This window comes from Fulvivirga aurantia (assembly GCF_009711475.1).
Lineage (GTDB): Bacteria > Bacteroidota > Bacteroidia > Cytophagales > Cyclobacteriaceae > Fulvivirga > Fulvivirga aurantia.
Window position 1 is genome coordinate 1 of record NZ_SMMD01000900.1, and the last position, 14,906, is coordinate 14,906.

The window sequence follows — 14,906 nt, forward strand, 5'->3', positions numbered from 1 at the left end:
GGTGCCATCATTGGACCTCAAAGACTTTACCGGAGGGGACGCTGAGAAAAGAAAAGAATTCGTAAAAAAACTTGGCGAAGCATATAACAACATCGGATTTGTGGCTATAAAAAACCACTACCTGACTGATGAACTATCAGAGAAACTATACGAGTCAATAAAAAAGTTTTTCTCGCTGGAAGATAACGTGAAGACCGGGTATGAGATTGAAGGACTGGCTGGTCAAAGAGGATACATTGGCAAAGGGAAAGAACATGCCAAAGGAAGGTCTACCGGTGATCTTAAAGAGTTTTTCCATATAGGCCAGGAAGTAACTGATAATGATCCAATAAAAGAAGAGTACCCTGATAATGTATGGGTAAATGAAGTGCCGGAATTAAAAGAGGTAGGACTTGAGGTTTATAAGCGCCTGGAAAAAACCGGAATAGAAATGCTAAGGGCCATCGCTATTTACCTTGGATTGGAAGAGGACTATTTCGATGCTAAAGTAAAGAATGGCAATAGTATTTTAAGGCCAATACATTACTTCCCGATTGCAAATCCGGATGAGGTGCCAGAAGACGCTGTAAGAGCTGCAGAGCACGGTGACATAAATTTAATCACATTGCTTATGGGAGCAAGTGCCGATGGCTTACAAGTGCTTAGAAGGGATGGAAAGTGGATTCCTATCACGGCATTGCCAAATCAGTTGGTTGTAAATGTTGGAGACATGTTAGAAAGATTGACAAATAAGAAATTAAAGTCTACCATACATAGGGTTGTTAATCCACCTAAGGAGAAAATGACTACATCAAGATATTCTATACCATTTTTTATGCACCCAAGGTCTGAAATGGATTTGAGCTGCTTATCAAACTGTATAGATGAAGAACACCCTAAACAATTTGAAGATATTACCGCTGGGGAATTTCTAAATCAAAGGTTGGCAGAAATCGGGCTCAAGAAGTAACGATTGTTTAAGCGGGTACGATATTACATTTTCTTAAGAGATGTATTAATACTGGCTGTAAGCGCTTTTGGCGGCCCTCAGGCTCATATTGCGATGTTATTTGACCGTATGGTCAAGAAGAGAGGTTATTTGTCTGAGGAGGATCTAATAGAGCTTAATGCGCTTTGTCAAATATTGCCAGGTCCTACATCTACCCAAACCATAACCGCCATAGGATTTAAGATTGGCGGGCCAAATCTTGCTTATTTAACTTTATTAGTTTGGATGATACCTGCTGTTCTCATTATGACTACAGCAGGTGTTATTATGTCTGAGCTCCATGCCAAGAACATGAGTATTGAGTTTACAAAATTTATACAGCCAATGGCTGTTGGTTTTGTAGCTTATGCAGCACTCAAAATTAGTCTTAAAGTCATAAAGACTAAAACGGCCGTCACCATCTTAATTTTCTCTGCGTTAGGCTCATTCTATCTCAATTCACCCTACGCATTTCCGGTAATTTTGCTGATAAGTGGTGCATTTACAGCACTTAAGTATAAAAGACAGCCTGTAGAGGAAAAGGACCGTATCAAAATACAATGGTCTAATTTTCTATTATGGGCCGGTGTATTTTTGTTAGCGGCTGCTTTGGGTGGGATCACCAGATACCTACCTGTAAGATTATTTGAAAACTTCTATAGAAGTGGAAGCTTGATATTTGGTGGGGGACAGGTGCTCATTCCATTTTTATACACTGAGTTTGTAGAGTTTAAGCAGTACCTGACATCAGAAGAGTTTCTTTCCGGTTATGCTATGGTACAGTCGTTACCAGGGCCGGTCTTTTCATTTTGTGCCTACATTGGCGCTCTTTCTATGCGAACGTATGGTATAGGCGGGCAAATATTGGGTGGTTTAGTAGCTAGTCTGGGTATTTTTCTACCAGGTACTTTTTTAATATTCTTTGTAGTAAGATTTTGGGAGGGGTTAAAGAAGTATAGGATAGTAAAAGCCTCACTCGAGGGTATAAATGCGGCCAGTTCCGGTATGGTGACAGCTGCGGCTGTTTTAATGTTTTTGCCTTTAGAGCCCAATACTCTAAATGTATCCATTACAATAGGCACCTTTGCTTTATTAAAGTTCACGAAGGTTCCTGCACCACTAATAATCTTAGGCGGTTTGGCAGCAGGCTTTATCCTTTAGGTATTAATACCAGCCAATGGTCAACTCTAACTCTTAGTAAATGGCCACATAAAATCAACGGCCACATAATCGTAGAATAAAACCAAGCTGATTGGTACATCAATAAATGTGTAGGCATAAAAAAAGCCTCAGCATTTGCTGAGGCTTTTAAATTCTATTTATTCAGATTATCCTAACTTAAACGTTATAGGAAGAATAATTCTTTGTTTTACTGGCTGACCACGCTGCTTTGGTGGACTCCACTTTGGTGCTTGCTGTATTACTCTCACAGCTTCTTCATCACATCCGGCACCGATACCTTTTACTGCTTTCACTTCAGTAAGCTCTCCTCTTTCGTTTACAACGAACTGAACGAATACTTTACCTTCAATACCCATTCTTCTCGCTTGAGCAGGGTATTTAAGCTTTTTACCTACGTACTCGTAGAAAGCTTGCATACCTCCTGGAGGTGTAGCCGGATCTTCAACAATGGTAAAGATTTCTTCAGCGACCTCTTCCTCTGGTGCTTCTTCGATGATGATGTCTTCGATAACTTCATCTTCAGTAATCTCAACGTCAAGATCGACCTCGATTTCTTCTTCAATTTCTTCCTCATCAGGAACCTCTATAATCTCAGGCTGTTGAATTTTTGGTGGAGGGGGAGGTGGTTGCTCCGTAGGTGGTATTTCCATCAAATCTTCAAAATCGTCTGTAACCTGGCCTAGGTCTACTAGCTCTCCGTCTTCGTAATCTTTCCATTCAAAAGCTACTACTACCAATGCAATTGATACAAATAGCCCTATGTTAAAGAATAGTCCGGATTTTTTACCTAAGTCAGCCTTGTCAGTTTTTTTAGCTTCCATTATCCAGTGTTTTTATTTGGGTATTTTTTAATTAACCGTGAACATCAAATATACAAAACATTTGTAAAAACATGTTATGCTTTTACCACATTACTGATATAGAACAAGCAGACCCCTAAAAAAGATCCGACAACATTAGCTAGGGCATCATACCACTCCATGCCTCGGTCAGGAATGAAGTGTTGGGCTATCTCTATAGCCATACCATATGTTGCAGTAAAAAGTAATGTAATGAGTATGGCAAAATTGCGTTTGCCATTGCTTTGATATAAGCCTTTGCTTAAGAGTGCGGCTAAGACAAAGAACACGAATGCGTGCCCTAGTTTGTCATAAGAAAATAAGGTGTAATCGGGTACCGATTTACCTGGTGTAAGTGTGAGCAGCAGTATGCCTGCTGCCCATATAAATGTACCAATAGTGTACTTATTGATCAAATTAACCTCCTACTACCTCTTTATACTGATCAGCAGAAAGTAACTCTTCAATCTCTTCCTGATTAGAGATTTTGATTTTAATCATCCATCCTTTTTCATAAGGATCTTCATTTACGATTTCAGGAGACCCTTCAAGCTCTTCGTTTACAGCGATAACCTCACCTGAAACAGGCATAAAAAGATCAGACACAGTTTTCACAGCTTCCACTGTTCCAAAAACTTCTCCCTTTTCAATCTCCTCACCTTCAGTCTCGATTTCTACGTAAACGATATCACCTAACTCATTTTGAGCAAAGTCGGTAACACCTACAATTACAGTGTCGCCATCAACCTTAACCCATTCGTGATCTTCGGTGTACTTTAATTCTGCTGGTATATTCATTTCGCTTATTTTTTGGCTCAAAAATACATTCTTTTTTGTAATGCAGAAATTTTATTGAGCTAAACTAAATCGTACCTGAAAACCGGCTCTGGTTGTAGCTCTACGAGGGGAAATTGAGATACTCGGTTCGTTGATATTGCGCTCGAAATAAAACTGAAGATTTAGTTTTTCATTTAGCACGTAACTTATGTTTGGCCTTATCTGAATGTTGAGACTACCATTGGTCACGGTTGCTAATTCATCGATTCTTCGTTGAATTGTCTCTGTATCTCTGATCGTAAAATTCATTCTAAAAGTAAGATCATTTTTAAGGGTGATAACACGACCCTGAGATTTAAATGGAAGCTTAAAATTAGCTTTTGTGAAATCTACGCCTATTACCAAATCATTGCTTTTTACCTCTGTAACCTGTGAGTTTGTAATATTAAGCGCTAAATCTCTCTGTGTTTTATACTCTACCTTGATTGAAACCCTGTCGTTGGTCCGCACATTTACGCCAATAAGAGGAGCAAATTGCTCGCTTATGGTCACCTGGCTAATCACATAGGTTGGTATGTTCTGACCATTTAATGTTCCGAAATACGATTCATTATAGTCTTCTATATTGTTTTCTAACCCTAAACCATCATTGTATTCATTGGCATTTGTATAACTCAAAACACTATAATTTGAGTTGTAACCGTGAGTAAGACTAATCGACTGAAACACTTCTTTTAATTTCGGAATCTTACCTAATCCTGTGTAGTCTACACGCCAATTAGGAAGTGGAGTGCTTGGGAAAGGACTTAGACTTACATCATTAACTGATTTACCAGTATAGGCTGCGATAAAGGCAGGGATCACCACATCCTGGCTGTTGGAGTCATATTCTATACCGGTCTCCTGTCTAAATCGATTTAAAATGTCGAATCGATTGTTTTCAAATGTACCGAAGGCTTCAGACTCGTTATTGTCTCCGGTTTTCTCAAAGGCTGTAGCGATCGATAAGAAAGAAACGGCATACCCTCCAGAACGTGCCGGACTGAGAGATTCGAATTGGTTATCACCTTCATTGAATCTAAAAATTTCTTCAAAAGAGGTGCTTTTAGTCTTTTTCATGTTGAGCTGAACCTTGAAATCTTTGAATGGCTCAACATCGGCTCGTAGGTTATAATCTACCGTTCTGGTTTGCGTAAAAGGGGTAGTTAAATTCGGGTTTTTTATAATTAAGCCATCTTGTGCAAGGTCAAGTCTTATGTCAGGATCCTGAGAACCTAGTAGGAATGGTATACCCGGGGCATTAAAACTGCTGTCCAGACCGAACAAGTAAGCTCGAGGTGTAAACCCGGGTAATAAGGTTCCTTCTCGCAATGTATAGCTTGCATTTATAGATCTAAGAGACATTAAGAATCTTGCTACTCCTTTGAGACCTTTATTGTCAGGCTTGGTTTGCACCGTATCAGCTTTAGCCGGTCTTCTTAGTGAACTCACGCGGCTATTTCGAGCAGGTGTATTTATCTCTTTGAGGAAATTGATTTTATTATAAAGTTTGACCAAATCAACTTTTCCATTTACCGTATTATCTCTGCTGTTTTGAATGATGTTTCCGAAATCGAGGTCTATGTCGCTGTCATTATTCTCGTTAAAAAGAGGGCCTGCTTGCCATGAATAACTAGCCTGGTATCGATAGTCTGAATTCAACCAATTGGTGATAGGTAGTTTATCAAGTGGTAATCTATAATTCGCGCTTAAGCTTTGGTCAAAGTTTTTCATACGACCTAGATTCTTGAGGTTGGTCCAGATAGAATCATTGTATTCTTCCTTACTTACAAAAACTTTGTTTTCGTTAAAACCACCTTCCGGATTAGAATTAGGCTCATCAATAATGGCATTTGCTCTGGCATTGTAATCGATTAGAAGGTTGTTTGTAAGATCCCAACGCAAGTTATAATTACGATCTAGCGTAAAGTACTTCTCAAAATTCGACTGATTATTTACATTTAAAGACTCATCATTTCTGTAGACGGTTGTAACCAACTGCCTTCTTAAATCTGCTCTGATGCCTATATTGGTAGGTATAGGGTTAATGTTGAAATCTTTAATGAGCTGAAGCCATGGAGAGTTAAATGTTTTCCACTCACTAAATGGTGACCAACCTTCATTTGTAGGACTATAGTTATAGGCTACAGCAGCATTATAGGTTCGCTTTGAGTATTGTTGAAGATTGAAATTGGTTCTCAAAACCTCACTATAAGCATAAGTAAACGACAGGTTTTCTATATCGTAAATATGCTTTTTAGCATCTGGTTTGGTTTTTTCCTTTCTTACATTGGTAAAGTTTATACTCTTTCTGGTTGTCTCATCAATTACCCGATCTTCGTACTCTTCCCGTTGGTTTTCAGGTCTGTTGAGCAACGCTGCGTCTAGCGTGATATCTGGGTTGGCCGGATCAAACCTAGGCTTAATCGTAGTTTTCTCGTAGCTCACATACATCGGCACCTTAAGACCAAGTTGCTCTGGGAGTAATTTATCAACCGCAACATTGGCCGAAACATCATAGGAGGTAGTTTCTTCCCGTGTTCTTTCAGCAATTTTTGATTGTATGCCACCGAAACCAAAGGTAGTGTGTCTCGCACTGGCAGTAACATTAGCAAAATCTGCAAGCTTGGCATTTAAAGTAGCATTGGCTGCCCAGCCTTTGGTTCGGTCAAAATCTGTAACTCTGAGTTCGTTGGCCCACAGGCAAACTGATTGTCTGAGTCCATTATCCCTTGGGTTTCTTAAACCTATGGTAAGCCATTGAACAGAACTTAAGTCCGGATTACCCTTTACTCTTATTCTCTGATTACCTACCTGCTTACCACCTGTCGTGTCAGGGAAAACGGTGCTTTTCGGAATGTTAAGCCTATCTCTTTCTGACTTAAGGCCATATAATTCGTCCAGGTCGAGGTCTATTTCATTCTCAAGTGGCCATAAATCTCTTCTGTCTGTTACGTTGATATCCGTGATTTTCAGAGGAACTTCAATTTCGTAGTAGTTAGAATCTACATCGGTACCTAATCTTAAAAAGGCCGTCATTTCATCATCCTCTACATCGCCATGTGCGTGTAAAAACATCTTAATTCGGCCATAATTGATTAAGTCTACATTTACCTGCTTTACTATGGCTCTTGCCTTTCCATCCTCAAGATCATCTACACATAACTGTACAGACTGCTCATTTAGTCTTCTTTCAACGGAAGAAGTGTTGTCTCTGTCTCTATCTAAGCCTGGCGGTAAATTATAGGCGGGGGCATTTTCACTTACGGTACCGTTTTCTTCAACATTTACGACAGATACGGTGAAATCGTTGAAATCGTCAGTTTCGAGATTATCTGTTAGAGTTGGATCATCAAGACTGGTGAGGTTTCTTCTCCATCTGCTGGCTACGAATCGGAAGTTAGTCATTCTCAAAACCACTGGTTGCGAGAAGTTGGTCATATACATCCGTAAATATTTGATGGATTTAAAACCGTTGATATTTCCAAACTTGCCATCCGGATTTCTTACAGGGATTCTAAACAAGTACCAGGTTACATTATCACCATTTACTTCATTGCTTACCTGATCTACCACATACTTGTTTTGGGCCAGTTGATTAGGTCTGAGTGGTACTTTGTATTCATAATACTCTTCTAACTCACTCAAGGTGTTATCTCTGTTCAGATCTTCATTGTCAGGTACATTGGTGGCAGATTGAGAAATATCTCCTGTAGAAACCGGAGAGTTACCTTCCATACCATTGAAGTCACGATAACGTTCGATGATACCAGCATCATTCTGGTCATATGTAGAGCTTAAGAAATACCTGAAATTATCTGCAGATGGGTCTTCCTGCACATTTTGATTGGTATTTATGAAATCTGAAAAAATATCATTTTCAATGTCATCACTCGCTCCATCGAGTCCTACATCCTGGTTTGGTCTTGAGGCTGGGTCATTGTCAAACGCATCGGTTATAAACTGCTGGGTGGTTACATACCCCCATTCGTTTAGAGTAACCGCAGATGATGTAGCCAAATTTCCGTCAGGTGGTAGCCCGTTTTCAAAGGCATGCCTGCTATCTGGCATTACATCTTCCGAGACACTTCCCAGGTTGAAGAATAAATCTCCACCGGTAGAGTTTGTGGTGGTCTCATTGCCAACCTTAATTTGTCCATTGGGGCCATCAATAAACGGATCCATGAGCCAGAATTCGATGTACTCCACGTTTGATTTGTCAAAATCTACTTCAGAACGAATGGCAGTGGTAATACCTGCCCAGTTTTGCCTTGGGTTAGGAAGTGTACCATCGAGGTTTAAGTTTTCATTGTAGTTATACTGGCCTCGCTCTTCCGGGAAGTAGGCCATATCGAAGATCTGCTGAAAGTTTATAACATTCTGGTCGAGGTTTTTAAATATTTCCTGAGGTCTGATACGCCTCACATAGTGGTTTTCTAACTCTTCCTCTGTGATGTTATCAGGCTTTCTTCTGTCTTCTCTATAAAACAAATTGTCGACCTGGTACCAGGCTAGTTTAGCTCTTCGGGCAGTAGATTTTCTGATAGTTTGTGCTCCGTAAAATCGATCATTCTCAGTTTCTGGAGTAGCTGCTAAGCGCCAGTTGAGTGGGTTATTTAGAGAAAAAGGAGTGGCAGTATTTTCGAAGTCGTCAATATAGGAAGTTCCTTCTCCGTCTACGATATTAGATGTGCCCGGGATGAGCTGAGCAAACTCGGCATTGAAAGTTATACTGGAAGGTTCTTTGGTTTGTATCAGAGGTAGCTTATCCAGCATCTTAGTAAGAAACCTTGACTCTTTTCTAATATTTACATCAAAGCCATATTTCGTATTACGTGTAGGTTCGTTTCCAACACTTATACGAGAAATTAGCGGACGCTCATTTAAATGCAGTAGTGTAGCTCCGAAATTTACATCTTCGTTTAGTCTGTAGTCGAATCGTGTACCAAGAAGTGTACGTGACTGGAAGTTGAACAAATCGGCTTTTTCGTAAGAAATGGTGATCTTCTTTCCTGAGTTAAGCACTCCCTCGTTGATGATATTAACCCGGCCAAAATTGTAATCAACCTGGTAATCGGTGCCTTCTTGTAATGGTGATCCCCCGGCAAATACTCTCACGGAACCCTCGGCAATATTAAAGCCTGGTATTACAATTTCACTGGAAGAACCTGCTTGTACAAAACCAGTGATAAAGTATTTGTTTTTACTTGCTACTAACTCAGCATCAGCTTTGGTTCTGTTATATAATTCATCATAAACATACTTATCAATGAGTGCATCTTCTCGGGCATCACCCTGAAACTCCTGTCTCAAAGGATCGCTAAATGGTTGTAGAAAGGGGAAAATGATCAACCCGGTTTCTGTATTGATGGTCAGGTCTTCAACAAAGTCGAAGTTACCGTCCATCTGCTGGTCATTGTTAGGGTTTAAACGATCCAGGCCTAAAATTTGAATCAACGGCTTAGTGCTGGCCGTACTGCCTTCCTGTAGCTGTGGGTTGTCGATACCTGAACGGTCATCTCTATAAATTACCCTCAATTGAAATCCTTCAGGATTAACATTGGTCGCATTTAGATTATAGATGTTTTTCATCATCAAATCCCAGGTAGGAATACGCTCATTATCCTGGTCAAAAATGTTGATTTTTCGAGGACGCAACAACTTTAAGAACACTACCTCATCTTCGTTGAGATTGGTGTAGTCTTCCGAAAGCTCTCCAACCTGATAATCAGCACCGTTGTATGTATATTCGTAAGCTACTGCTAAAGCTTCATCGTTTTGCAGCTTACGCGATAGCGTGATATAACCTAACCTTTTGTTGAAGGTGTACTCCTGATCTCCGAGTTTTCTCGCACTTGTGATTTTTTCATAATCAAGGCCATCTTCCAATTTTCCGGAGGCATATAGATTTTCCAACTTTCCACCAATGTTTACTGAGGATCTGTCCTGAATTGTGATAAGCTCGGCAAATAAATCATTTGCCTCGTTTGCGTTTGCGTTTCCAGGAGGAGGAGTAGTATTAACAAAGTTCCTGTAAATATTTCTCTCTTCGGCCTCACCGAGGTCCATAAGACCAACAACATCTCTCAAGGTTTGCGTGTCGTTGTTACGGTTTACGACATATACCTCAACACGTTTAATGTTTACACCTGAGTTTACATTTGGGATGGTTTGTAACCACTTTTCATAGTTATCTCTGAAAAAATGACCTAAAAAGAAATGCCGGTTTTCATCATAGTTTGATGCTAATAACTCAAATTCTCTTCCCTGTACTCCGCCACCTTCTATCTCGATAGATTCAGTTTTTCCTCTCTGAGTGGAGGCAACCGTTGTTACATACAAATGACCAAACTGTAATTGGGCTTTGATTCCGAATAGGTTTTGAGCACCAGTAATGAGGCTATTATTAAGTGGCAAGCTTACATTACCAATCTCTAGTTTCTGAAGAATATCTTCTTCAAAGCCAGTATATTCTACCTTCAGGTCATTTTCAAAATCAAAGGAATTATTGTTGTCGAAATTGGCAGTAACCTGGAGCTTTTCGCCCACTTTACCGACCACATTCATGCTTATCTGCTGATCAAATTCGAAGCTACCATTGCGCCTTTGCCGTTGTTGTAGCTGTGGATCGTCTACAAATTGCCATCTTCCTCCAAAATCGAGGGTTACAAATCCTCTAGGTACAATTCTACATAGCTTCCACCAAAAATTCGATCAAATATAGGGCTTACATAGATTGGAGGTATAAGGTTTCGGCCACTTACGGCACTTTCGCCATCTAAACCGGCAGATCGGTTTTTCCAATATTCTTTAAGTTGTTGTCGCTCCTGATATTGCTTGAACTCCTCAAAAGTCATAGACGAGGTCGGTCGGTAGTTTAAGTCACCAATTTTCTCGTAAATGGTATAGTTCATACCCGTATCAATCTCAACATCGAGCTGTAAGCTTGCCGGATCTTGTAAAAGCAGTGGGGATGGGCTTGTCTCGTTGCTGAACGGGTCTCCAAAACGATCTTTTGGCTTATAAGTTGGCCTTCTACTCGGAGTATAAGATTCGTTTTTGGTTGAGTCTGTTTTAGAGGTATCAGCCTGCTGTAAAATCAGGCCAAAAGCAGCATAGTTTTTGCCACCAAATGTAGGTTTCGCAGTAAGGAAGCCATATTGGATAGTAAAAACAAAAAATAGAACTGCTGATGATCTAGTGAACCTCTTTCCAATCAAAATGTGAAACAACTAGGCGTTTTTTAATGCGAGCTTGATTAATTCCTCCAAAGTAATTGTATTTCCTGAATTTTTCAGGATGCTATCTATACTTTTTTCTGCTGCTGGTTTTTTAATTCCGAGCGTCAGCAAGGCTGATAACGCTTCTGCCTTTATAGTATTGTGGCTGGTCGGAGATAATTCGCTATCTTCCTGAATTACACCCTCTTTCCTGATTTTATCTTTCAACTCAAGTATAATGCGCTGGGCTGTTTTTCCACCGATTCCCTTTACACTTTGAATAGTCTTTACATCCTCAGATACGATGGCCTGTTGTATTTCAGAAGCTGACAATGAAGACTGAACCATTAGACCTGTGCTGGGACCGACTCCGGAAATAGAAATCAGGTTCAGAAACATCTGCTTTTCTGATGCTTTGCTAAAACCATAGAGTGTATGGCTATCTTCTTTTACATGAAGATAAGTGAGTATAGTAATCTCTTCTTTGTCTTTAATAGCGGCATAGGTGGTAAGCGAAATATGAACATAATAACCAACTCCATTTACATCGACAATCAGATGTGTAGGGTCTTTTTCTACCAAACGACCCTTTAAATATGCGATCATAGACCTCTGTTTTTTTCATGGCTCTGGGCATCGACAACCGCTATAGCTGCCATATTTACAATCTCTCTGATCGAGCTACCCAATTGCAGTATATGCACAGGTTTTTTCATTCCGAGTAAGATTGGACCGATTGCTTCGGCACCTCCCATTTCCATTAATAATTTGTAGGCGATATTACCCGAAGCTAAGTTAGGAAATATCAATGTGTTAGCCCCTTTTTCTGCCAAATCGCTGAAAGGATAATTTTCTTTTTGTATTTGAGTGTTTAAAGCCACATTCGCTTGTATTTCACCATCAATAACCAATTCAGGGTATTTTTCCTTGGCTTTTGCTACGGCTTCCTGCGTTTTTGATGGCAGGTCGCCTTTGCTCGATCCAAAGTTGGAATACGATAAAACAGCAACTCTTGGCTCAATATCGAAGAATCTGGCACCTTTGGCAGTCATGCCTATAATATCGACCAACTGGTCTGAGGTAGGGTCTACATTTACTGTAGTGTCGGCAAAGAAGAAAGTACCTTTTTTATTGACGATGATGTACATACCAGCGACACGCTTTACATTTTTTTCCATGCCGATTACCTGAAGCGCAGGCAAAATGGTTTTTGGGTAATCTTTGGTCAGTCCGCTAACAAGTGCATCTGCTTCGCCATGCTCCACGAGCATAGAGCCAAACATATTACGCTCTCTCATGAGCTTGGTGCTTTCATAAAGCGTTACACCTTTTCTTTTTCTTTTGTTATAGAAGAATTCTGCAAATTTCTTATTGCGATCATCCTCTTCATAAGTATCCATTATAAGGCACTCATCGAGATCCAGATTGTGCTCATTGATTAGGCCTTGAATTATATCTCTTTTACCCAGCAGTATTGGAAAACCGATTTTCTCATCCTGGATAATTTGAGCGGCCTTTAAAATTTTTGGATTGTGCGCTTCTGCAAATACAATTCTTTTAGGATCTTTCTTGGCCCTGTTAATCACTCTCGACATTAACTTATCATCAATGCCAATTCTCTTTTGAAGCTCGTGATAATAATTACCCCAGTCACTAATTTTGGTTCGTGCTACCCCTGTCTCAATAGCTGCTTTAGCAACAGCCGGAGAAATAGTGGTAATTAGTCGAGTGTCAAGAGGTTTTGGTATAAGGTAATCTTTACCGAAAATGATGGTGCTATCACCATAGGCTTTATTTACCATTTCCGGGACAGGTTGTTTTGCCAGATCCGCCAAAGCGTAAACAGCTGCCAGTTTCATTTCTTCGTTAATGGCAGTGGCTCTCACATCTAAGGCACCTCTAAATATGTAAGGAAACCCTAATACATTATTTACCTGATTAGGATGGTCGGAGCGACCTGTAGCCATAACAATGTCTTTTCGGGCTTTCATGGCCAAATTGTAATCAATCTCTGGTTGTGGGTTTGCCAAGGCAAATACAATCGGATCTTTGGCCATAGCTTTAATATCCTTTTGATCTAAAATATCAGCCACTGACAGCCCAAGAAAGAAATCTGCATCTTTCATGGCTTCGCTCAGTTGATTTACATCTCTATCTGTTGCGAATTCAGCCTTTATCTCATCAAGGTTTTTGCGGTCTTTTCTGATTACTCCCTTGCTGTCGCACATGACGATATTTTCTTTTTTAGCGCCTAGCGACATGTAGATTTTGGTGCAGGCGATGGCGGCCGCACCTGCTCCATTTACTACAATCTTAATTTCATCAATTTTTTTATCGACTAGTTCTAATGCATTGAGTAAAGCAGCTGCAGAAATGATTGCAGTGCCATGCTGGTCATCATGCATGACTGGTATGTTCATTTCTTTTTTAAGCTGACTTTCTATTTTAAAACTTTCAGGTGCCTTAATATCTTCCAGGTTAATTCCACCAAAAGTTGGCTCAAGCGATTTTACAATTTCAATAAACTTGTCTGGGTCTTTTTCATCAATCTCAATGTCGAAAACATCGATACCGGCAAATTTTTTAAACAAGACTCCTTTACCTTCCATAACTGGTTTTGAAGCTTCAGGACCTATATCTCCGAGGCCTAAAACTGCAGTACCGTTAGAAATTACACCTACCAGATTACCTTTAGCGGTGTATTTGTAAACATCTTCCTTGTTGTTGGCAATCTCTTTACATGGTTCTGCAACTCCCGGAGAGTAGGCAAGTGCTAAATCTAATTGAGAGCCTAAGGCTTTGGTTGGTACAACTTCAATTTTACCAGGTTGATCTTGCTGGTGGTAATTGAGGGCGTCTTGTTTACGTATTTTTATCGGCATGGAATTATCGTTATCTAGTAAAAGAAGAGACTATTGTAAGTAAGCACAATAGTCTATTTTAATCATTTTCTACAATAGAGAATGATTAAAGTATACTCTAAATACTCAGTAGGCTCATGAAGAGCTACTGATAGAGGCTATAAAGTTAAGAAATATCTAGTTAGTTGCTACTCTTGGGTAAGTTGGCCTTTGTGCGGAAAGTAGATAGTATTACTTCCATTTCTCGCATAAACTCTCGCTGGCTCTTGCCAGGGCTATAGACAAAACCTTCTATGTAGTAAAGTCGGCCTATTTCTTCATCTACGAGTGTGTAACTTAAAAATGGTCCACCCATCGACAAGTTATTAGTTCTCCATAACCCACGCGTTTCCATAGCATAATGGCCATTAAATGTCACTGGCTCGCTCAACACTGGGATGTATGGTACACTGGTTTCGGTCAGTATGTGGGTAGAGGGATCAGCCGGGTCTTCAAATAGCTGACTCATAGCAATTGAGTCTCTAAGCTCTATAATGCTGTCTTTCTGAAAAGCACTTTCAGATCTGTACGGCTTGTAGCTGATAAATACATTTTTATCACTCTCATCGTTAATTTGTCTTACCCATACAAAACCAGGCTCATTGACTACCAATTGATAACCGAAAGGAACACGCATGTAGCAATCATGCTCCTTGACCAACATTTCACTTACACCCTTCAACTCTTTAGCTTTATAAAGACCGTATTGTAAGCGTTCGTTCTCAGCCTGATTGAAGTAATTCTGAAGCTGTGATTTTTTGTTTTGAATGTTGGCAATCAAAGTGCTCTCATCCTGACCAAAGAGGTACATAACCTCCTGACCTCTTGCGTAAACATCGCTGGATGTGTACAGGAATAACTCAGCATCATCTTTAATTTTTTGAAGTGAAGATTTTGTAAAATAGTTCTTTACAACTTTAGAGTCAGGTGTGTTTTTATCTAATGTAACAACAAACAATAAGTTCTTAACCGTTTTAAGTAC

The 14,906-nt window shown here is 39.9% G+C and carries 10 protein-coding genes; 2 read left to right on the forward strand and 8 right to left on the reverse strand.

Features of this window, described 5'->3' with window-relative positions:
• The first annotated feature begins 1 nt into the window (after window position 1).
• Together E1176_RS15675 and chrA are read left to right on the forward strand one after the other, a co-directional pair.
• Window positions 2–949, forward strand: a complete 948-nt coding sequence (locus E1176_RS15675; protein ID WP_343030547.1) for an isopenicillin N synthase family dioxygenase — start codon at window positions 2–4, stop codon at window positions 947–949.
• 3 nt (window positions 950–952) lie between these two features.
• Window positions 953–2,128, forward strand: coding sequence for a chromate efflux transporter (chrA, locus tag E1176_RS15680; protein WP_155211753.1), 1,176 nt, complete (start codon window positions 953–955; stop codon window positions 2,126–2,128).
• A 167-nt stretch (window positions 2,129–2,295) separates the two neighbouring features.
• Here chrA and E1176_RS15685 read toward each other — a convergent pair whose 3' ends face one another.
• From E1176_RS15685 to E1176_RS15715, 8 genes are all read right to left on the reverse strand, one after another.
• On the reverse strand, window positions 2,296–2,970 hold the full coding sequence (locus E1176_RS15685) for an energy transducer TonB (protein ID WP_155211755.1): 675 nt from the start codon (window positions 2,968–2,970) through the stop codon (window positions 2,296–2,298).
• Window positions 2,971–3,044: 74 nt separating this feature from the next.
• The gene (locus E1176_RS15690; protein WP_155211757.1) at window positions 3,045–3,404 is read right to left on the reverse strand and encodes a VanZ family protein; all 360 of its coding nucleotides are present in this window, start codon (window positions 3,402–3,404) and stop codon (window positions 3,045–3,047) included.
• 1 nt (window position 3,405) lies between these two features.
• On the reverse strand, window positions 3,406–3,786 hold the full coding sequence (gene gcvH / locus E1176_RS15695; RefSeq protein WP_155211759.1) for a glycine cleavage system protein GcvH: 381 nt from the start codon (window positions 3,784–3,786) through the stop codon (window positions 3,406–3,408).
• Window positions 3,787–3,837: 51 nt separating this feature from the next.
• The gene (gene sov / locus E1176_RS15700) at window positions 3,838–10,491 is read right to left on the reverse strand and encodes a T9SS outer membrane translocon Sov/SprA (protein WP_343030548.1); all 6,654 of its coding nucleotides are present in this window, start codon (window positions 10,489–10,491) and stop codon (window positions 3,838–3,840) included.
• Window positions 10,470–11,024, reverse strand: a complete 555-nt coding sequence (locus tag E1176_RS21115; protein ID WP_246206087.1) for a hypothetical protein — start codon at window positions 11,022–11,024, stop codon at window positions 10,470–10,472. Before E1176_RS21115 ends, sov begins: the two co-directional genes overlap by 22 nt.
• A gap of 12 nt (window positions 11,025–11,036) precedes the next feature.
• Window positions 11,037–11,630, reverse strand: coding sequence for a Holliday junction branch migration protein RuvA (ruvA, locus tag E1176_RS15705; RefSeq protein WP_155211761.1), 594 nt, complete (start codon window positions 11,628–11,630; stop codon window positions 11,037–11,039).
• Entirely contained in the window at window positions 11,627–13,906 is a 2,280-nt protein-coding gene (locus E1176_RS15710; protein WP_155211763.1) for an NADP-dependent malic enzyme, read from the reverse strand. Before E1176_RS15710 ends, ruvA begins: the two co-directional genes overlap by 4 nt.
• A 160-nt stretch (window positions 13,907–14,066) precedes the next feature.
• Window positions 14,067–14,906 (reverse strand): DUF4837 family protein (locus E1176_RS15715; protein WP_155211765.1); only part of this gene is annotated, 840 nt, incomplete at its 5' end.